The organism is Porphyromonas asaccharolytica DSM 20707, from assembly GCF_000212375.1.
GTDB classification, from domain to species: Bacteria; Bacteroidota; Bacteroidia; order Bacteroidales; family Porphyromonadaceae; genus Porphyromonas; species Porphyromonas asaccharolytica.
In genome coordinates this window covers 1,927,365-1,947,346 of sequence record NC_015501.1, presented here as the reverse complement: position 1 = coordinate 1,947,346, position 19,982 = coordinate 1,927,365, and the positions used below count along the sequence as shown (strand labels likewise).

General features: G+C 51.4%; 15 protein-coding genes. 5 read left to right on the top strand and 10 right to left on the bottom strand.

The genetic code is table 11. From position 1 onward, the window contains the following. Positions 1-3: 3 nt before the first annotated feature. The 8 genes from PORAS_RS07570 to serB form a co-directional block, all read right to left on the bottom strand. Entirely contained in the window at positions 4-1,275 is a 1,272-nt protein-coding gene (locus PORAS_RS07570) for a type IX secretion system plug protein (protein ID WP_013760796.1), read from the bottom strand. 374 nt (positions 1,276-1,649) lie between these two features. After that, complete coding sequence (locus PORAS_RS07565) at positions 1,650-2,852, bottom strand: tetratricopeptide repeat protein (protein WP_013760794.1); 1,203 nt, start codon at positions 2,850-2,852, stop codon at positions 1,650-1,652. A gap of 61 nt (positions 2,853-2,913) precedes the next feature. Then, a complete protein-coding gene (gene gyrA, locus PORAS_RS07560) occupies positions 2,914-5,496 on the bottom strand; it encodes a DNA gyrase subunit A (protein ID WP_004330347.1) in 2,583 nt (860 codons plus the stop codon). A 650-nt stretch (positions 5,497-6,146) separates the two neighbouring features. Further along, positions 6,147-6,875: a glycosyltransferase family 2 protein gene (locus PORAS_RS07555; protein ID WP_013760793.1), complete on the bottom strand. Its 729-nt coding sequence runs from the start codon at positions 6,873-6,875 to the stop codon at positions 6,147-6,149. Next, positions 6,872-8,125, bottom strand: coding sequence for a glycosyltransferase (locus tag PORAS_RS07550; protein ID WP_013760792.1), 1,254 nt, complete (start codon positions 8,123-8,125; stop codon positions 6,872-6,874). The genes PORAS_RS07555 and PORAS_RS07550 overlap by 4 nt, the downstream gene beginning before the upstream one ends. Positions 8,126-8,127: 2 nt before the next feature. Next, positions 8,128-9,093: a peptide-methionine (R)-S-oxide reductase MsrB gene (gene msrB / locus PORAS_RS07545; protein ID WP_044211442.1), complete on the bottom strand. Its 966-nt coding sequence runs from the start codon at positions 9,091-9,093 to the stop codon at positions 8,128-8,130. A 4-nt stretch (positions 9,094-9,097) separates the two neighbouring features. Continuing rightward, the gene (locus PORAS_RS07540; protein ID WP_004330356.1) at positions 9,098-9,418 is read right to left on the bottom strand and encodes a Dabb family protein; all 321 of its coding nucleotides are present in this window, start codon (positions 9,416-9,418) and stop codon (positions 9,098-9,100) included. A gap of 31 nt (positions 9,419-9,449) precedes the next feature. Next, positions 9,450-10,739 carry a phosphoserine phosphatase SerB gene (gene serB, locus PORAS_RS07535; protein WP_013760790.1) on the bottom strand — a complete coding sequence of 430 codons (1,290 nt, stop codon included), beginning with the start codon at positions 10,737-10,739 and terminating at the stop codon, positions 9,450-9,452. A gap of 245 nt (positions 10,740-10,984) precedes the next feature. Between serB and gltX the strand changes: the two genes are divergently transcribed. From gltX to rprY, 5 genes are all read left to right on the top strand, one after another. Next, positions 10,985-12,517 (top strand): glutamate--tRNA ligase, encoded by a 1,533-nt coding sequence (gene gltX / locus PORAS_RS07530; RefSeq protein WP_013760789.1) that lies wholly within the window; start codon positions 10,985-10,987, stop codon positions 12,515-12,517. Between the two features lie 53 nt (positions 12,518-12,570). After that, positions 12,571-13,035: a S4 domain-containing protein gene (locus tag PORAS_RS07525; protein WP_004330348.1), complete on the top strand. Its 465-nt coding sequence runs from the start codon at positions 12,571-12,573 to the stop codon at positions 13,033-13,035. A gap of 53 nt (positions 13,036-13,088) precedes the next feature. After that, positions 13,089-13,664 (top strand): histidine phosphatase family protein, encoded by a 576-nt coding sequence (locus PORAS_RS07520; RefSeq protein WP_004330352.1) that lies wholly within the window; start codon positions 13,089-13,091, stop codon positions 13,662-13,664. Between the two features lie 138 nt (positions 13,665-13,802). Then, positions 13,803-15,293, top strand: a complete 1,491-nt coding sequence (locus tag PORAS_RS07515; protein WP_155811479.1) for a sensor histidine kinase — start codon at positions 13,803-13,805, stop codon at positions 15,291-15,293. A 68-nt stretch (positions 15,294-15,361) separates the two neighbouring features. Beyond that, on the top strand, positions 15,362-16,093 hold the full coding sequence (rprY, locus tag PORAS_RS07510) for a response regulator transcription factor RprY (protein ID WP_004330344.1): 732 nt from the start codon (positions 15,362-15,364) through the stop codon (positions 16,091-16,093). A 409-nt stretch (positions 16,094-16,502) separates the two neighbouring features. Here the strand turns inward: rprY and nhaA are convergent, their stop codons facing one another. After that, entirely contained in the window at positions 16,503-17,867 is a 1,365-nt protein-coding gene (nhaA, locus tag PORAS_RS07505; protein ID WP_013760787.1) for a Na+/H+ antiporter NhaA, read from the bottom strand. Between the two features lie 431 nt (positions 17,868-18,298). Continuing rightward, positions 18,299-19,849 carry a potassium/proton antiporter gene (locus tag PORAS_RS07500; RefSeq protein ID WP_013760786.1) on the bottom strand — a complete coding sequence of 517 codons (1,551 nt, stop codon included), beginning with the start codon at positions 19,847-19,849 and terminating at the stop codon, positions 18,299-18,301. Positions 19,850-19,982 lie beyond the last annotated feature (133 nt).

Here is a 19,982-nt window from a genome sequence, read left to right as displayed (position 1 = left end):
AAGTTACTCTACGGCTACTAGTCTCTGGTAGCGTAGCATGGGGGAGATGAGGTAGACTAGGGTCGTGTATTGGTTCTCTGTCTGGTAGTAGTCGCCCTCGATAGCGTTGCTGGCTAGGGGAGCGGGCGATGGTGCGGTACTGTATCGGTAGCTGACGTAGCCACCCTTGACGAGGAGCGACAGCTCGAAGTAGCCTGTCTCGCGATTGTAGCGCAGCGTGCGCTGCTCCTTGGGCAGTGCGTCGAAGGCTGCCCCCTCGATGAACGGTGTGCCATACCTGAGCGGGTCCTCTAGAGCTAGTCGCCAGGTGACGAGATAGTAGTCTGTTATGGTCTCGTCGTAGTACGGGTCGTAGTCTGTCTGGCGCACCTTGCGATACCCATTGGCATCGGAGAGCGTAATGTAGCTACCATTCGTCGGGTGATCTAGATAAAGGTCAGCCTTAGTGGGTGTCTCCTGACTGTTGAGATGCTCCACGCCCATATTCGCCTCGTAGGGTGACAATATCTCGAAGGCGCGCCACTCATTGCCCGCCGCGAAAGTGGCCCCATCATGCCCCCTGAAGGTGAGACGCCCAGGAGCGAGGGAGGTGGGGCGGGTGAGTAGCTGGTAGCGGGTGGAGGAGCCGTTTTGTCCGACAGTGACGAGAAGCTCCGTGAGCGGATCGGTGGCTAGTGTGGGAGGAAAGGTTAGCTCTAGCTCCACTTGCTGAAAGCGGGAGTAGTTGCCCTGAGGGGTCGTTGGCACCACCTGCTGAGCGACCTCGGCGAGAGGCTCATAGAGGGCAAAGCTGGTGACGAAAATAGGCTCCTCTTGTAGCTCTTCGCACCAAGCGGTGAGACGATAGTTGCCCGAGAGCAGTGGTTGTAGCACGGAGGCCCCTCCGAGGCGTAGCTCGTAGTAACGATAAGCGACGCTCGTGGCTTCTGAGGGGGTGCTCTCGTCCGTTTGCCAGCGCGCTCCGATCCAGCCGTCGAGGTATTCGCTGAGCGCCATACGATCATTGACCTGCCAGTCGGCATCGCACAGCACTAGCTGGTAGTGGATGCGGTGCGGGATAGGGTCCTCGAGGTCAAAGCTCACCACGATCTCCTCATCGCTGCTAGCCAAGCGGGCGATCGGGTAGGGTATAGCGATCGGCTCCCCGTCACGCCACACCTGACACTGTAGAGTCTGTACCTCTGCCGTATAGATGTGATGCGGGAATATCTCTCCTCCCGAGAGTGAGCCTGCGAGGGCTAGGAGGAGCAAGCAAAGCGTCCATAGCTTATTCATCGTCCCAAAGTTACAGATCTTTGACCGAACGACAAAGAGTCCACGGCTGCACTAGACTCCGCAATCCTTACGAGTAACCCGCTGTAGGGGCGGACCGATGTGTCCGCCCGTCCTCATCGGAGCGCAGTATGCCTTGTGGGCGGACACGCAGGTCCGCCCCTACATGGGACCACATCAACATGACAAGTTCAGCCATTAGACGCTGTAACTCTAGTGTTCGCTTTCTAAGTTCAAATGCAAGCAAATCGTTATTCGTAGTATTTGCGTAATTGACTCGTGAGCGCACTAAATAAAAAGGAGACAGACACCCCACGCGTGGGTCTCTGTCTCCTTTTTGTCTAGTTGCTTAGCTCGAGGCTAGCGAGTCTTTGTAATTAGTTGCCGTGAGCAGCTTGGATCTCCTCGTACTTAGCGTTGTCTCCCAGTGCGTAGTAGATATTACCGAGTAGGTAGTAAGATGCGTCTGGATTGATGCTGTAAGCCTTCTGGAGGTAGGGGAGAGCCTTGTTGAGTAGTGCTGTGCGCTTCTTCTGAGCAGCAGCCATACCGCCTTCCTCCTTGTCAGAGACCTCTACAGCTTTGTTGTAGTAGATACGTCCGATGTTACAGAGCGACTCGACGTAGTTGGGATCTACCTCTAGAGCTTTGCTAAACCACTTGATCGCTTCCTCCTCATTGCTCTCCTCGTAGAGCTTACCCATCACGTCATAGAGCTGAGGGTTCTCGGGGTTGAGCTCGATAGCCTGAGCAAGGAAGGTGCGTGCCTCGTCATACTTGTTCTGTACGATGTAAGTATTGATCAGGTTGACAGAGTAGTATGGCTCCTTGGGGAAGAGCTTGAGACCCTCTTGCATGGTCGTAATGTAGTTGGCCGTATCGCCCTCCTCGATGTAGGTCTGTGCGAGGATCTGGTAGACCTCGTTCTGACGATAGCCATTGCCCTTGAGCTCCTCACCATACTTGATAGCCAGCTGCTTGTCCCCAGCCTGATAGGCTGTGATGATAGCAAAGAAGTCCACCATCATAGAGTTGGAGTCGGGCTGAGCGATCTTCTCACCCTCGAATAGAGGGGAGCGCTTGATCTCTCTAAAAGCCTGGAATGCCTTGAGCGCATTCTTAAAGTCCTTCTGCTCCATGTAGTATCCTCCGGCATTGATGTAGTAGAGGAGATTGTCCTCGTAAGCCTTAGAGATCTTCTTCTCAAACTTAGGGCGTACCTTGCCCTTGTCGTTGGGCTGGTGATCGATCTCGTAGGTCTTTGTGTAGTACTCGTGCATAGCGAGTAGCGCAGCGTACATATTGGGGAGGTCTTGAGGCTCACCCTTGAGGCTCTTTTGATTTTCACCTGTGAAAGCCCGCTCCTCGATCAGCCCTGCTGTGTACCATGTCTTGGGGTCGTCCTTTGTCTCAGGGTTTTCAATAGCCTGCTTGATTAGATTGCGAGCCTCGGGATAGTTGGGCTTGCTGCCATCAGATAAGCGGTCAGCGCCTCTGACGTTTGAGGTCTGTGCGCATCCGAATGTTAGTGCACTCATCAGCACGAGTAGCACTAGGGTTACTTTGCGTGTTGTTTTCATATTTCAAGTAGATGTTACTGGTTTATAATCTAGTTCTCTTGTAGTGTCTGGCTGGAGAAGTCTACTCTTGATCTTCACTACCCTCTAGCTCGTCGTCTGGGTCTGATCCTTGGAGATCCTCCTCCTGAGGGACAAACTCAGAGGGGTCGTCTAGGTCAGCCTCATCGAGAAGCTCCGGCTCCTCTTCCTCAGCCACTACATTACATATAGATGCGATTTCGTCCGAACGTTTATTGAGATCTATCATCTTGACCCCCTGAGTAGCGCGTCCCATGACACGTACCTGCTCCATAGAGAGGCGTATAGCGACGCCACTCTTATTGATGATCATGATGTTGTCGTCATCCTCTACGGCACGTATATCGATGAGCTGACCTGTCTTGTCTGTCACGTTGATTGTCTTGACACCCTTGGCGCCACGCTTGGTGATGCGGTAGTCATCGATGAGCGAACGCTTACCATAGCCCTTCTCGCTGATGACGAGGATGGTCTCGTCACTGTTCTTCAAGCGATGTACGACCATACCGACTACCTTGTCGTTGGGATCATCATCGAGACGGATACCACGAACACCTGTCGCTGTGCGACCCATAGGACGTACCTCCTGCTCGTTGAAGCGGACACAGCGCCCATTGCGGTTGGCAAGGAATATCTCGCAGTTACCATTCGAGAGAGCCACCGAAACGACCTGATCATCGCCACGTAGGTTGATCGCACGGACACCCGTCTTGCGTGGGTTGGCGTAGTGAGCTAGGAGCGTCTTCTTGATCAAGCCCTGCTCGGTAGCGAAGACAAGGTAGTGTGTATTGACAAACTCCTTATCGGTCGTCAAGTCCTTGATACGCAAGAAAGCCGTGACACGATTTTCCTCGTCTAGGTCTAGTAGGTTCTGTATATGTCTGCCCTTAGAGCTCTTGGAGCCCTCTGGTATTTCAAAGACTCTGAGCCAGTAGACACGTCCCGTAGCGGTAAAGAGCATCATCGTGGCATGCATCGTCGCCGAATAGATGTACTCGACAAAGTCCTCGTCACGACTATCGGCACCCTTGACGCCGACACCGCCACGTGTCTGCGTGCGGAACTCCGAGAGGGGCGTACGCTTGATATATCCTAGGTGAGAGATGGTGATCACCATATCCTCATCGGCGTAGAAGTCCTCAGGATTGAGATCTTCCGAAGCATATACGATCTCTGAGCGACGCTCATCGCCATACTTGTCGATGATCTCACGGCACTCCTCCTGTATCAGCTCCATACGCATATTGATGTCACTGAGGAAGAGGTTTAGGTAGTCGATACGCTCCTTGAGCTCATTGTACTCATGCTGCAACTTGTCAATATCGAGCTTCGTGAGCTGTCGTAGACGCATATCTACGATAGCACGCGCCTGTAGCTCCGAGAGGTTGAATGCCTCCATCAGTCGGTTCATCGCCTCGCGTGTCTCCTCACTAGAGCGGATGATGCGTATGACCTCGTCAATGTGGTCTACCGCAATGATCAAGCCCTCCAATATGTGGATACGCTCCTGCGCCTTGCGAAGCTCATACTGAGCACGACGTGTCACCACATCGTGGCGGTGATCGACGAAGTGCCCGATAAGGTCCTTAAGGTTGAGCAGGCGAGGGCGACCGTGAACTAGCGCAATGTTATTGACACTAAAGTAGCTCTCCAGATCGGAGTACTTATATAGGTAGTTGAGGACGACACCTGCGTTGGCATCCTTCTTTATATCGATGACAATGCGGATACCCTTATTGCTCGACTCATCGGATATGTCGCTGATGCCATCGATCTTCTTCTCGTTGACCAGCTGAGCAATCTTAGCGACCATATCGCTCTTGCGTACCTGATAGGGTATCTCACGGATGACTATGCGCTCATGTCCATGGTACTCCTCTATGTCCGCCTTGCCACGTATGACGATACGTCCGCGGCCTGTGCGGAAGGCCTCTTTGACCCCCTCATAGCCGTAGATGACACCACCCGTGGGGAAGTCTGGCGCCTTGACATACTGCATCAGCTCATCGACCGTGATCTCACCACGGGCATCTATGTAAGCGATACAAGCATTGAGCGTCTCAGTAAGGTTGTGCGGAGCCATATTGGTCGCCATACCGACGGCGATACCAGCGGCACCATTGATCAGAAGGTTAGGAATGCGACAGGGTAGTACAGTAGGCTCCTTAAAGTCTCCGTCGAAGTTGTCCTGAAAGTCCACCGTCTCCATGTCAATATCTCGGAGCATCTCCTGGGCAAACTGATTGAGCCTCGACTCGGTGTAACGCATCGCAGCGGGTGAGTCCCCGTCGATAGAACCAAAGTTACCCTGTCCCTGTACGAGCGGGTAGCGCATATTCCAGCCCTGCGCGAGACGTACCAGTGTATTGTATACGGAGCTGTCGCCATGGGGGTGATACTTACCTAAGATATCACCGACGGCGCGTGCACACTTGCGGGTAGGATTATTGTAGGTATTGCCACTCTCATTCATCGAGTAGAGTACACGTCGATGCACAGGCTTGAGCCCGTCACGCACATCGGGGAGTGCACGAGAGACGATGACAGACATTGAGTAGTCAATGTAAGAGGTCTTCATCTCGTCCTCAATATCCACTGGGATAATCCTATCTATACTATCTTCCATAGAGTCAATTGTGTTTTATTCGCTTGGTCGTAGAGGCTGGTAGATCAGGTTCGGAGCGAAGAGCCCCGAGTTGTCCACCCTCACTCAGCAGGTGCCACTCATCGAGCTAATAGCTGAAAGAGACCTCTACTTTCAGATGGCTAAGTTACGAAAAATATCTCTATTCGATGAAGATCCGTCCTGGAGTAGGGTAGAGCTGACGTGTGAAATGGCTAATTTCTATTTTGGGGTGCTGAAAGGGGCCTGCACTGACATGTGATCGACAGGATCTCTTATGCCCCGATAAGACTTTCCCTTAGAAGGGGTAGATCTCCACGTGGAGATTTCTAAATCCCCACGGAGGAAATAAAAATTCTCCACGTGGAGACGAAATGAAACTTCGGAGGAATCAAATGAAACTTCGGAGGAATCGTTTCGTCCCTACGTGGAGAATAAAAAATATCCACGTGGAGAATTGAGAATCCCCACGTGGATATTCTGTTTTATAGTCTCAGTTGATTAGAATACGTCAGTCTAAATTATTTCTTCCAGCACCTCAAAATAGAAATTAGCCTATGAAACAGGGTCTCTATCCTGCAGTCTCCTTCGTCATGACCATAAGTTGCGAATAGCTTGCTATGAGATGGTCGTAACGGGCCACGAATCCACTCTTATCGCTGACGACAGAAGAGGAAGCTGACGTGTCGTACGATGGCGGTCGGCCAGCCGTACCGTCGAGCCATGATGCGAAGCCGCTCGAGGAGCGAGGCTCGGTGGTTGCGTGTGGTGACCCCTTCGTTGAGGTAGTTGACGAAATAGTCGTCGATGCGGTACTGGCTCTGGATGGCGTCTATGATCTTGATGCACCAGTCGTAGTCTGCCGAGTAGCGGTAGCGCAGGTCGTAGAGCGGGGCGAGCTTGCGTCGTGGTATGAAAGCTTGGTGGCAGATGAGCATGCCATTGGCAAAGGAGTGCTGCGTCAGCTGATGGGGCGGGCGCAACCTACGAGGATAGAGGTCTTGGTAAGCTCCATCTACAATCATCGTGTCGCCATAGAGGAGGTCGGGCTGGTGTGTCTCAAGGGCAGCACAGACGGTGCGGACCGTGTCGGGTGTGCGTAGCGTGTCGCCCGCATTGAGATACCAGATGTAGGTGCCAGTGGCATGGCGCAATCCCTTATTCATCGCATCGTAGAGTCCATGATCTGGCTCAGAGTAAATGGTAGCACGAGGGTAGAGCGTCTGAACGAGTGAGAGCGTACTGTCTTGGGATGCACCATCGATGACAAGGTACTCAAAGCGTTGGTCGCTCTGCTCGGCAAGGCTGCGCAGGGTGGGGGCGATGGTCGCCTCCGCATTGTAGCAGATGGTGATGATGGTTAGTAGAGGTGTGGTAGTCATCGGTTTGCTCGCTGGGTGTCATCTATTAACTGGGCGTAAAGCTGGGCATACTGCTGGACTATGGAGGTGGGAGCAAAGCGCATGGCGGAGGTGCGGCACGCTTCGGGCTCGTACTCAGTAGCTCCTGTGAAGTGCTGCCAGAGAGCGGTCGCCATCTCTTGTGGTGTGTCGTGTGCCACGAGGGTGCCATTGATCCCATTGATGAGTATATCTGCGGGACCTCCCGAGTCTCTAGCGATGATGGGGGTACCGCAGGCAAGTGCCTCTAGGAGTGTCTGACCAAAGCTCTCGCGCTCACTGGTTGAGATGAGGACGGAGCTCTCAGCGTAAAGGGAGCGTAGTCGCTCCGCATCGGAGATACTGCCTAGATGCTGTACGGGGATGGGGATCTGCTTGAGGCGTGTGCTGTCAGATATGGTGCCAACGAGTGTGAGCTGCATTTGCGCTGTTTGCTTGCCCGCCAGCTCGGCTAGTTGTTGCATAGCAGCGGTGAGGTAGCTCCACCCTTTGATCGGGTCATCGACACGCGTTGCTACGAAGAGGATGCGATAAAGTGCTCGCTCGCTGGAGGATTGGCACCCTTGGCTCTGTGCTTGCTGATAATACTGGGCGGAGAGTACATTGCCAATGGTGCTGATGCCTAAGCGTGGCACGATGGAGGAGCGTGATACGGCGTTTCTCAGGCTATTGGAGACGGTCACCCAATGAATAGGGTAGTGCGCCATTAGCTCGGCTTTGCACTGCTGTACTCGTCGGTCTAGTCGGCGCAGGGGGGCTGACAGTTCGCCAGCCTTGGTCTCCATCTGCTCGATGCCTTGCGCCCACCAGTAGTCATGTAGCGTGATGACGACGGGTAGCCCGAGCTTGCAGAGCTCCTCGAGGGTGCGGAGCGAGAGGAAAGCGTGCTGCGTCCAGTGTAGATGGATGACATCTACATTGGTAAGATAAGGGCGCAGTGTGCGCATAGAGATGCCGAGCCAGCCTAGCGAGGTTTTGAATGTTTGCTCGCGGTTGAAGCCGTTGAGCAAGGCAACGAGGGCGCGCTCGCTCCAAAGCTTGCATTGCCAGGCTCGGTAAAGTCTCCGATCATTGCTTAGGGCGTGTACACCTGCTAGGGGCTCCGAGCTAGAAGCCATGAGCAGTAGCTCAGCGTCTAAGCCGTAGCTCCGCTCAGCCTCTAGCAGTCGCAGAGCTGCGATGCCAGCACCGCTATTAGCTCCATAGGTACTAAGGTGTAGAACCCTTGTCACAGTTACTTCTTGAAGTAGCGCAGGTAGTCGCCATACCCCTCAGCCTCGAGGCTGTCTAGGGGAATGAAGCGCAGCGCAGCACTGTTGATACAGTAGCGTAGCCCGCCTAGCTCTACGGGACCATCCTCAAAGAGGTGTCCGAGGTGAGCGTCCGAGTCTTTGCTACGCACCTCCGTACGCACCATACCATGTGAGCGGTCGGTCGACTCCTTGATCAGTTGGTCGTCGATAGGCTTCGCAAAGGCAGGCCAACCGCAACCCGAGTCAAACTTGTCCAAGCTGAGGAAGAGGGGCTTGCCAGAGACAACGTCCACGTAGATGCCTGCCTCCGTGAGGTCGTAGTACTCATTGTCAAAGGGTGGCTCTGTGCCAGCCTCCTGCGTCACGTGATATTGCATCGGCGTGAGACGCTTGCGGAGCGCCTCGTGGTCTACGTAGCGTACAGAGCTCTCGCGCGCTATCTGCGTGTGCCCGATGTGACAGTAACCGCCTGGGTTCTTACGCAGATACTCTTGATGGTATTGCTCGGCGGGGTAGTAATTGTCCAAAGGCTTGCACTCGACCACTACGGGGTCGGTATAAGCCTGTTGTAGCGAAGTAAGTGCTTTCTCGATGATCGGGCGCTGCTCCTCTTTAGTATAGTAGATACCAGTGCGGTACTGGGTGCCGTGGTCGGCTCCTTGGCGGTTGAGCGTGGTGGGGTTGATGACGGTGAAGTATCGCTCTAGGATAAAGCTCAGCGGCACACGCCCTGCGTCGTAAACTACTCGCAGTGTCTCGGCAAAGCCCGTTTCGCCTGTGCAAACCTCCTCATAAGAGGGCTGTCGTCCGAGCGTGCCATTGGCATAGCCCACTTCGGTAGAGACGACGCCGTCGACCTCTTCAAAGAAGGCCTGCATACCCCAGAAGCAACCCCCAGCGAGGTAGATGGTGTCTAGCTCCTGGGACTGTTCTTTTTCTCTAGCCATAGCGTTAGTGAGGATAATGGTCGTGCAGCTTATAATCAATGCAAGTGCGACCCACTTTATATGGTTTGATAAGGTCATTTACTATCTGGACATGATCGGGGTGTGTGGCATAAGCCGATAGAGCCTCGAGATCCTCTACATCAGCCTGGAGCATAAAGGTAGACTCCTCGCTAGGGTTGCAGTTGAAGAATACCTCCATCGACTCAAGCTCGAGGATCTGCTCGGGGAGGTTCTCAAGGAGACTCTTGATCTTTTCTAGATGAGCCTGCTGCTCCTCAGCGGAGCCTGGTAGTTGTAGCGTGAAGACGACGCAATGACGTATCATGTATTAATAGGGTAGTAAAGGGTTAGACGATTTAGTGATGGGGGAAGAGTGCTGAGCAGGAGCCATCCTTCATGCACTCTATCATCTGCTCATCAAAGAGCGAGTCCTTGTAGCCTAGGAAGTAGAGGATGCCATCGAGACCAACGGAAGATATACGCTGCTCGGCACTTGCCTTGACCTTGGGCTTAGCGTGGAATGCGATACCTAGTCCTGCTAGTGAGAGCATCGGTAGGTCGTTGGCTCCATCGCCCACGGCTACCGTTTGCATCAGGTCGACACGCTCTACTTGAGCGATCAGACGAAGCAGGTCAGCCTTGCGGCGACCATCGACTACGTCGCCTACGTAGCGACCCGTGAGCTTGCCATCGGCCACCTCTAGCTCGTTGGCGTAGACGTAGTCTATATCAAACTTCTTCTGCAGGTAATGCCCGAAGTAGGTGAAGCCTCCCGAGAGGATAGCGGTCTTGTAGCCCATCACCTTGAGCGTGCGCATAAGTCGCTCACATCCCTCGGTAATGGGGAGATTGTGCGCTATATCCTCCATAACAGAGACGTCCAGTCCCTTGAGTAGGGCGACACGCTCTGTAAAGCTCTCGATGAAGTCTATCTCACCACGCATAGCTCGCTCGGTGATTGCTTTGACTTGGTCGCCTACGCCAGCCCTCATAGCTAGCTCGTCGATGACCTCGGTCTGGATCAGCGTCGAGTCCATATCGAAGCAGATCAGGCGGCGCATACGGCGAAACATACTCTCCCTCTGGAAGGATATATCCATATCTAGCTCGCCACTCATCTGTAGGAGGTCTAGCTGGAAGGTGTGGACATCTTTGATATTGCCACGCATGGAGAACTCGATGCTCGCCATCGGAGCCTGTTGCATTGGGTCAAGCGGGATACGTCCCGTGAGGCGGCGTATGTTATCAATGTTAAGTCCCTGCTCGGCAGCAGCTCCAGCGACCGCTGAGAGCATCTCAGCGGTCATCTTGCGTGCTACAACGGTGATGATGTAGCGGTTCTTGCCTTGGGCATTGACCCACTCTCCGTAGTCGTTTGTTGAGATAGGTGTAAAGCGTATTTGGACATCAAGTTCATATCCCTTAAAGAGTAGATCTTTCAGTACAGATCCTGAGTCATCCTCATTCATCTGGAAGAGGATGCCTAGGTTGAGGTGACTATGTATGTCGGACTGGCCGATGTCTAGAATGTATGCGCCATGCTCTGCGAGGATGCTCATGAGCGAAGCGGTCACGCCAGGGCGGTCGTAGCCCTGTATGGTCGCTAGCATAAGTTTGCCCTGAGCATTTAGTAATGGTGTGTTCATCTGATTAGGTTAAAATAAGTCGTTAGAATAATGGTTTTAGCTCTCCAAAGGTAGTGAAAAATCCAAACTCTTGTTGCTTTCCTATGTCGCACAGCTGAACTTATAGAGGGAGACCGCACTTTTTACTATCTTTGTGGCACGTTTATACAGAATCGGCACATAGAGCTTTCTGAGCTTACGTGCTACTAAAAGAAAACAAACTAAAGGGCTGAGTAAGCAACAAATAGTAATAAAGGAAGACAGCAATGGTTCGAGTTAGATTTGCGCCTAGTCCCACGGGTCCACTACACATCGGAGGCGTGCGGACAGCACTCTTTAATTATCTCTTCGCACGTCATAATGGTGGCACGATGGTGCTACGCATAGAGGATACGGATAGTAAGCGCTTTGTGCCTGGAGCTGAAGATTATATCATCGAGGCACTACGGTGGCTAGGGATAGAGATCGATGAGGGCATCGGTAGTGACAATCAGCCTTATGGACCCTATCGCCAGAGCGAGAGACGGGATATCTATCGTGAGTACGTACAGCAGCTCATAGAGCAAGGTGCAGCGTACTATGCCTTTGATACTGTGGAGGAGCTAGAGCAGGCGCGGCAGGAGATGCCAAATTTTAGCTATGATGCCTCTACCCGCTCTAAGATGCGCAATAGCCTCTCGCTCCCTAGCGAGGAGGTGACTCGTCTGCTAGAGTCTGGTGAGGAGTATGTGGTGCGCTTTAAGGTTGACCCTGACCGAGAGGTTGAGGTTGATGACTTGATCCGTGGCAAGGTGGTCATTAGCTCCACACAGCTAGACGACAAGGTGCTCTACAAGAGTGCAGATGATCTGCCTACCTACCATCTAGCCAACATTGTCGATGATCACTTGATGCAGATCACTCATGTGATCCGTGGTGAGGAGTGGCTACCTAGTGCACCGCTGCATGTCCTGCTCTATGAGGCTTTCGGGTGGAAGGACTCGATGCCTCAGTTTGCACACCTGTCGCTCCTTCTGAAGCCTCAGGGTAGTGGTAAGCTGAGCAAGCGTGATGGAGATAAGTTGGGCTTCCCAGTCTTCCCGCTAGAGTGGCGCAATCCTGAGGATGGCTCTATCTCGATGGGTTATCGTGAGCAAGGTTATCTACCAGAGGCTGTGAGCAACTTCTTAGCACTATTGGGGTGGAATCCTGGTACCGATCAAGAGCTTTTTGCCGATCCCCAAGAGCCTATATCCTCCGAGCTAATCTCTGCTTTTTCGTTAGATCGCTGTAGCAAGAGTGGAGCGCGCTTCGATTTTGAAAAGGCCAAGTGGTTTAATCATCAGTACATACAGCTGATCCCCGTAGAGCGTCTCATCACATATATACGCCCGTCTCTCACTGAGCACGGTGTGAACCCTACGGACGAGCATCTGCGAGACGTGCTTCTGACGATCCGCGATAAGGCGCAGCTCCTCCCCGACTTGCTCCCCGAGGTCCTTTACTTCTTCGTTGCTCCCACTGAGTACGATGCTAAGGGAGTCAAGAAGCACTGGAAGGCGGAGACCCCTAGCTACTTACAGCAGATGATCACGCTCCTAGAGGAACTCCCGTGTGAGGCCTCGCTGGATACGATCGAGCAGGCACTCTACGACAAGATCAATGGAGATGAGCTACCTATGGGCAAGGTGATGAATGGTATACGTATGGCACTTGTAGGAGCACCTCGTGGAGCACGTATTCATGAGATCATATACCTGCTGGGCATCCCCGAGAGCATACGACGTATGCAGCACGCTATAGATGAGATCAAGCTATAGCTACACATATTGGAGTAATCAATGAACTAAACTTTATACATAACGACTGAATCATGAGTTTGCGTATCAACAAACTTCTGAGCGATGCGGGTATCGGATCGCGCCGTGAAGTGGAGAAGTACATCGTCGCTGGGCGTGTCATGCTCAATGGCGAGCGAGCTGAGCTAACGGATATTGTGGTGGAAGATGATATCGTGACGCTAGACGGCGAGGAACTCCCTGTCAACGATATCCTGCGTGAAGCTCTCTCGATGAAGCACTACTTGGAGGCTCAGCAGGAGGAGCGAGAGACTAGAGATGCTGATCTGGAATACGCCCCACGAGGCGGAGGTCGCTCCAATCGTCCTGCCAAGTCTGGTCCAAAGAGGATGAGGTCAGACCGATATGGGGATGAGTCTAGAGAGTCCAAGGGACACGCCAAGGGCAATAAACCTTACAAAGCTAAGGGAGGTGATGCCCATGGTCGTCGACGAGACAACCGAGGCAAAGACTTTAACAATAATGATGATAGGTGGTGAGTCCATCACCTATCATATCGCTGGATATGAATAGATAAAAAAGAAGCGAAAGGATGCAGATAACATTGGTCAGACATACCGCCGTATCACCTGAGTGGCAGGTCATTTGCTATGGCAATACAGATATACCGCTGGCAGACACATTTGCCGAGGAGGCTCCTCGTGTGGCAGCTCAGATAGATCTGTCTCTGTATGATCGCATCCTCTCTAGTCCACTGTCTCGTGCGTTCAAGCTGGCGCAGCACTGTGTACCCAAGGAGACCAGTATAGAGGTGGATGATCGTCTGAAAGAGATGAACTTTGGCGATTGGGAGGGGAAGCATTGGAATAGCATCCTCGAGAAAGAGCAAGAGGTGTCAGCCTTCTTTGAGTATTTTATCGATCAGCCAGCCCCTCGGGGTGAGTCGCTACGAGACTTAGCAAGACGTGTCGCAGACCTACTGGATGAACTCTACACATCTGGAGCTCAGCGTGTACTCCTCTTCTCTCATGGCGGGGTCATCAATGCTGTGAGAGCCATGGCGGGTCGCATCACGCTACAAGAAGCTTTTGCTCAGATCCTGCCTTATGGGAGCGTGACGACGATCGATCTAGAGGAGCTCATACATATAGACCAAATCAAGCTCTAATAAGGTATCTTACTTGCGTACAAATAGAAGGTAACTGACGTGGGAAAGCGTATTATCTGGACTATAATCATCTTGCTAGTGACTATTGCAACAGTATCCATATTGCTGCAGTTGAGGAACTTTAGTTATGTCACTGCTTTGTACAACGACTACTTTGAGACTTTGGCTCAGAGAGCATTGGACGAGGTCTCTCGGTCGTTGGAGCAAGATGAGGTGGAGCGTCAGTTACGTTCGGTACTCACACAGAAAGATGTGCAGAAGTTTGGTCTGCAAGACTCTCTCCAGCCTGGTGTGGAGGGGTCAGGAGCTCTCTCAGCAAGCTATATGTCAGACGGTAGCGAGGTGTGGAATGGTTATGGCAACTCTCAGCGGGCGACCTGTCCCCCATGGGCAGAGGCTCGTGTGAATAGGCGGGGCAAAGAGCACACAAAAGCATTGCAAAATAAGCTACTCAACACTTACTTCTATCATCGTAATCTCCTTGATGAGGCGGTACTACGTACCATCCTCAAGCGTAATGATCAGCCTCTCAGACAGAGGGTCAATGTAGATTTCTTGCAGAAAGCATTAGTGCGCGAGTTGGCACAGGTCGGGATAACGGAGGCTTTTGAGTTTACACTCTATGATAGTAGGGGGCAGTCGGTCTATACGACCGTACCTGACACTTACGTCCCCTCACGAAAGGCTCCTCTAGTGTTGCGGAGGGATCTTTTCGTCCAATCAAATTCCTATCTAGACACACAGGATGAGCTACAGTTGCCTTATATTGAGTTGATCTTCATGGATCATAGCCACCATATGGGCAATCTAATCTATACGCTCCCCTCAGCTGCTACGCTGCTAGTGATTGTGATGCTCAGCGCACTGGCAATCGCGATCCTTGTACGACAGCAGCACTACTTGCGAGAGCGTAAAGACTTTGTAAGCAACATGACTCATGAGCTCAAGACTCCCGTGAGCTCCATACGTCTAGCCTGTGAGATGCTCGAAGACCCGTCTGTGGAGGAGTCTGAGGAGAGACGCAAGCGTATCACTCAGACGATGCTTAAGGAGGTAGATCGACTCACGCTACTAGTAGATCAAGTCTTGCAGTCCTCAACGATGGAGCGTGGTGTGCTCAAGACCTACCCTGTGGAGCTAGATGCTCACGAGGAGATTAGAGACCTAAGCAGTGCCTATGTCATGAAGCTCACAGAGGCGCATGGAGAGCTCGTGCTAGCTCTGGAGGCTGAGCACTATAGAGTCCTATGTGATAAAATCGCCTTTCAGAACGTTATATCTAATGTGATAGACAACAGTCTGAAATATCGCAAGGAGGATATACCTCCGATCATCACCCTAACCACACGAAACGATGATACCTACCTGATCATAGATATCCAAGATAATGGTATCGGTATCTCTCGTCAGGATAGAGCGCATATCTTCGATCAGTTTTATCGTGTCCATACGGGTGACCGCCATGACGTGAAGGGCTTTGGTCTCGGTCTAGCTTACGTACAGCGAGCTATCCAAGGTATGGGAGGCGAGGTCAAGGTCTTCAGTAAGCTGGGAGTCGGGACGAAGATGTCACTTCGCATACCATTCCTAGCACAGAGTGAATCTAAAAAGAATGATAATGAAGATTAAACTATTGCCGCTCAAGAGTATCTAATCGACAATAAACAGAATAATTCACAACAAATCAAATAATAGCTATGAACAACAAAGAGATTAGAGTATTCCTCTGCGAAGATGATGAGAGCTTAGGCTTGATGCTTCAGGAGTACCTTATAGCAAAGGACTATGAGGTAGACCTCTTTACAGATGGCGAGACGGGGCTAGAAGCCTTTGGTAAGAAAGAGTATTCACTCTGCCTTATCGACGTTATGATGCCTAAGATGGATGGATTCGAGCTAGCTAAGCAGATACGTGATGCTAACCCCAATATTCCTATCATATTTGTCACGGCAAAGGATCAAAAGAAAGATGTACTACGTGGCTTCAAGCTCGGAGCAGACGACTACATCACAAAGCCCTTTAGCATGCAAGAGCTGGAGGCTCGTATCGCAGCAATCATGCGACGCATCATCGGTGAGGAGCATGAGGAGCAGCAGTTCTACCAGCTAGGCAAGCTACTATTCGATACGAAGAAGCAGACCCTCACGACTGAGGATGGTAAGGTACTCACCTTAACCACAAAGGAGAACGAGTTGCTCTCTCTCTTTTGCGTCTTTGCTAATGAGACCCTCGAGAGAGACTATGCTCTTAAGACTATCTGGGCTGATGCCAACTACTTCAACGCACGCAGCATGGATGTCTATGTGACCAAGCTTCGTAAGATCCTCAAGGCCGATCCCTCGCTAGAGATCAAGAACGTGCACGGAAAGGGTTATCGTCTCGTGACTCCGATGAGAGAGATCCCCAAAGAACAGATTAAGCGAGTCTAATCACCTCATAAGATAGAGGTAAAACATCACAAGCAAGTGGCGACGAGGGTCCTAGTGCCTTCGTCGCCACTTGCTGTTTTGTAACCTATAAGCGACCTAACACAAGCCAAATACAGCGTAAAGGTCAAAACACCACTCATAGCTAAGTGCCTATCGATCCAGACTTGTGTCAGGCTATTTGTGATCAGGAACTACAATCTAAGATCTCCATGGGAGGATTTCGGGATCCCTACGGAGAAATTTCAGAATCCCTACGTGGAGATCAAATATTCTCCACGTAGGGAAGAAATGAAACTTCGGAGGAATCAAATGAAACTTCGGAGGAATCGTTTCGTCCCTACGTGGAGAATAAAAAATATCCACGTGGAGAATTGAGAATCCCCACGTGGATATATATGAGCATTGTCTCTTAGTTTGCTTTTTGAGCCATCTTCTTTTGATGCCGCTTACCCACAGCCAGCACCGTGATATAGCCTATGATGCCCGAGATAAGGCTCCCTGTTAGGATACCCAGCTTGGCCTCGCTGAGCCAGTCTAGATGCAGCTGTACATCGTATGACAGACTAGCGATAAACATGGAGACCGTAAAGCCGATACCACCCAATATGGAGACAGCGAAGAGCATGGCGGGATAGACCCCGTCACTCCACTGATGCTTCGTGAGAAGAATGTAGACATAGGTAAAGAGGAAAATGCCAACAGGCTTGCCAATCAATAGTCCCAAACTCACTGCAAAGGGAAGTGCTGAGATACTATCCATAGTGAATGTGGAGAAGTCGATCCCAGCATTGACAAAAGCAAAGATAGGGAGGATCAAATAGTTGACCCAACCCGTGAGTGCATGCTCTAGGCGCTGTACTGGAGGGATAGCTCGTGAAGCAGATTGGCGCAAGCTGTTGATCATGGCAATATCAGCTCCATCTAGGTGTGTGGTCTGATCTTTTTGTGTATTCTCTGTATGCGGTAGCATCCTAGAGACTGTACCAGCGAGATTGCCTAGCTGGTGGCAAGAGACAGAGGTCGTCATAGGGACCGCCAGTGCTACCATGACACCTGCGATGGTGGTGTGGATACCGCTCTGTAGGAAGAAGAACCATACGATAAAGAGTCCGATCATGTAGATCACTATATGGCGCACTCCTGATCGACCTAGGAGAGCTAGCAGAGCAACTGTCGCCAAGCCTAGACCTAGCATCAACAGGTTGATCCCAGAGGAGTAAAAGAGCGCTATCACGATGATACCTCCTATATCATCGGCTACGGCTAGCGTAGTCATAAAGACACGTAGCGAAGCGGGTACATGATCCTTCAGTACCATCAGTACCGCTAGGACGAAGGCTATATCTGTAGCCATCGGTATGGCAGCACCTCGGCTGGCATCACCAGCAGGAGCAATCAGCAAGAAGAGGAGGATAGGCATGATCATACCGCCTATAGCCCCCACGACAGGCATCATCGCTTTCTTGACTGAGGAGAGCTCCCCAACGAGAAGTTGCTGCTTGATATCTAGTCCGACAACAAAGAAGAAGAAAACCATCAAGACATCATTGGCAAAAACCAAGAAGCTCATCGGCTCGCCATGATAATGAAATATGTCTAGCCCTAGGATGTTGAGGTTGATCGGTATAGCGAGCAGCGTATGGTATAGATCTCTGAGAGGGCTATTGGCCACAATAAGTGCTACGATGGTCGCAAGAAAGAGTACGACGGTGGAATCTACTTTGCGGATTGTAAACCGCTGAATAGGTCTAAGAAGGCGGTTGTTTGGAGACATGAAGTACTGGTTCTGTTATGTGTTAACGTAGGCTCAAGGATGGATGCCGTACGTATAGTGGTAACATACAATGTCCAACTGAGTCTGTTTAAGCGAAAATAGAGAGCTGTCTTAGAGCAATAAGAGATTGTGCTGAAGTAGCATCTCATAATGCCATTGCTCTCGGGACAAAGATAGCGAAATAAATGGGAACTATTTACATAAAGTAGGGCTACTCGTAAGATTGGCGAAATTGAGGTCTGAGTCACGGCTCTCGGCTGACACAAACCAAAGAGCCCCCTCACGAGAGCTTCGTAAGTGGGCCTAGATTTCGCAAATCTCACGAGTAACCTGGATACTACCGTGTGTCCCTGCACATCGATACTCGTCTCATTGGGCTACTTGATTTGTGGATTTGTTTAGGTCTATTAGCTGAGGATAGATATGGTCATCTAACTATCGGACCTCTTTTTACTCTTATGGCTAGTGACCTGTCCAAGGGTTTTCCTCAAGCGTGTGAAGAGGTCTGCGTTCGGGATCTCTAGGTACTTCTGCTCAGAGTCATTTCGCTCGGAGACGATGAGGAGGATGTCGTTAGGGTTCAGGTGTAGTCCACCCTTAGGCACTATGTAGCGATCGTGGCGACGTACGAGGATAACCAGTTCGTCGGGATTGAGTGCTAAGTCCTTAAGCAAATGTCCTTCAGAGAGCATCTCCTCTACGACAATACGCTCCTCCATGCTTGTATTGGTCTCCTCAGGGATCTCGACTCCCATGAAGTAGCCCTCAGGGGGTGCTGGCTCAGCTAGATGCAGAGCACGAGCCACTGGGGTGATCGTCATACCCTGACAGATGAGTGATACCAGTGTAATGACGAAAACTATGGTAAAGATATGATTGGACTGGGGCACCTCGGCTAGTACGGGATAGGTGGCAAAGAGGATGGGTGCCGCTCCACGTAGACCAACCCAAGAGGTGAAGAGGCGAGCCTTGAAGGATAGCTGACGAAAGGGGAGTAGCGTCACAAAGCAAGCGAGCGGACGAGCGACAAACATCATCAGTACAGCAATGATGAGCGTCGGAAGCAATACGGGGAGCATATCGCTCGGATTGACCAGTAGCCCTAGCATGATGAAGAGTACGATCTGTACTAGCCAGGTGATACCATCGAAGAAGCCGTACACAGACCTTCGTGCCGTGATCTTACTATTCCCTAGATAGATGCCTGCGATATAGACTGCTAGATAACCATTACCACCTATATACCACGTGCTCACGTAGGTGATCATAACGAGGCAAAGCAGCGCGATGGGGTAGAGCACCTCGTTCTGAATGTTCAGATTATTGAGCATCTTGACGCATAGCCAGCCAAAGAAAAATCCACCGATGATGCCAAAGAGAAACTGCAGTACGAGGCTCCCCGCCACGCCCCATAGGGAGGTATCGCCTCCCATGACGAAGCCAATGAGTGCGACGGTAATCATATAGGCCATCGGATCGTTACTACCACTCTCCAACTCTAGGAGTGGCTTGAGGTTTTCCTTAAGATGCACACGCTGCGAGCGTAGGATCGCAAAGACTGAGGCGGAGTCGGTACTAGACATCGTGGCCGCCAGTAGGATAGCGATAGGTAGCGAGAAGGTGAGCGAGGCAAAGAGGTAATGCGTCACGCAGAAGATGAGTAGTCCTGTGAAGAGGGTCGTGAGCAACACTCCGATGGTACTTAGGGCAATACCTTCGCCTATGACGGGACGTATCTGCGAGAGCTTGGTCCCCATACCACCCGAAAAGAGGATGATCGAGAGCGCTACAATACCGATGGACTGCACGCCCCGCATGTTGCTAAAATGTATTCCGATACCATCTACGCCAAAGAGCATACCCGTCAGCAAAAAGAGAAGTAGGGCTGGCACTCCAAAGCGAGCTCCAACCTTACCTAGTAGGATACCGACGAAGATGACGATGGAACCAATAATTAAAAAGGTCTCAGTGGGTAGGAGCATAAACTGGTGCTGAGTAAATAGTGAGAATACTGAAAGGATTGTATGATGAGTACTGTACGTCTCTGCTAGATGACGTATAACTTCCTACAAATATACGGAAGAAAAAAGAGAATCTCACGAGACAAAAGAAGAC

What these genes read in the sequence shown, in the direction of transcription:
- rprY (WP_004330344.1), top strand. Translation starts at nt 15,362, where the DNA reads ATGAACAACAAAGAGATTAGAGTATTCCTCTGCGAAGATGATGAGAGC.
- serB (WP_013760790.1), bottom strand. Translation starts at nt 10,739, where the DNA reads ATGAACACACCATTACTAAATGCTCAGGGCAAACTTATGCTAGCGACC.
- msrB (WP_044211442.1), bottom strand. Translation starts at nt 9,093, where the DNA reads ATGGCTAGAGAAAAAGAACAGTCCCAGGAGCTAGACACCATCTACCTC.
- PORAS_RS07570 (WP_013760796.1), bottom strand. Translation starts at nt 1,275, where the DNA reads ATGAATAAGCTATGGACGCTTTGCTTGCTCCTCCTAGCCCTCGCAGGC.
- PORAS_RS07500 (WP_013760786.1), bottom strand. Translation starts at nt 19,849, where the DNA reads ATGCTCCTACCCACTGAGACCTTTTTAATTATTGGTTCCATCGTCATC.
- PORAS_RS07555 (WP_013760793.1), bottom strand. Translation starts at nt 6,875, where the DNA reads ATGACTACCACACCTCTACTAACCATCATCACCATCTGCTACAATGCG.
- gltX (WP_013760789.1), top strand. Translation starts at nt 10,985, where the DNA reads ATGGTTCGAGTTAGATTTGCGCCTAGTCCCACGGGTCCACTACACATC.
- PORAS_RS07540 (WP_004330356.1), bottom strand. Translation starts at nt 9,418, where the DNA reads ATGATACGTCATTGCGTCGTCTTCACGCTACAACTACCAGGCTCCGCT.
- PORAS_RS07520 (WP_004330352.1), top strand. Translation starts at nt 13,089, where the DNA reads ATGCAGATAACATTGGTCAGACATACCGCCGTATCACCTGAGTGGCAG.
- PORAS_RS07565 (WP_013760794.1), bottom strand. Translation starts at nt 2,852, where the DNA reads ATGAAAACAACACGCAAAGTAACCCTAGTGCTACTCGTGCTGATGAGT.
- PORAS_RS07525 (WP_004330348.1), top strand. Translation starts at nt 12,571, where the DNA reads ATGAGTTTGCGTATCAACAAACTTCTGAGCGATGCGGGTATCGGATCG.
- gyrA (WP_004330347.1), bottom strand. Translation starts at nt 5,496, where the DNA reads ATGGAAGATAGTATAGATAGGATTATCCCAGTGGATATTGAGGACGAG.
- nhaA (WP_013760787.1), bottom strand. Translation starts at nt 17,867, where the DNA reads ATGTCTCCAAACAACCGCCTTCTTAGACCTATTCAGCGGTTTACAATC.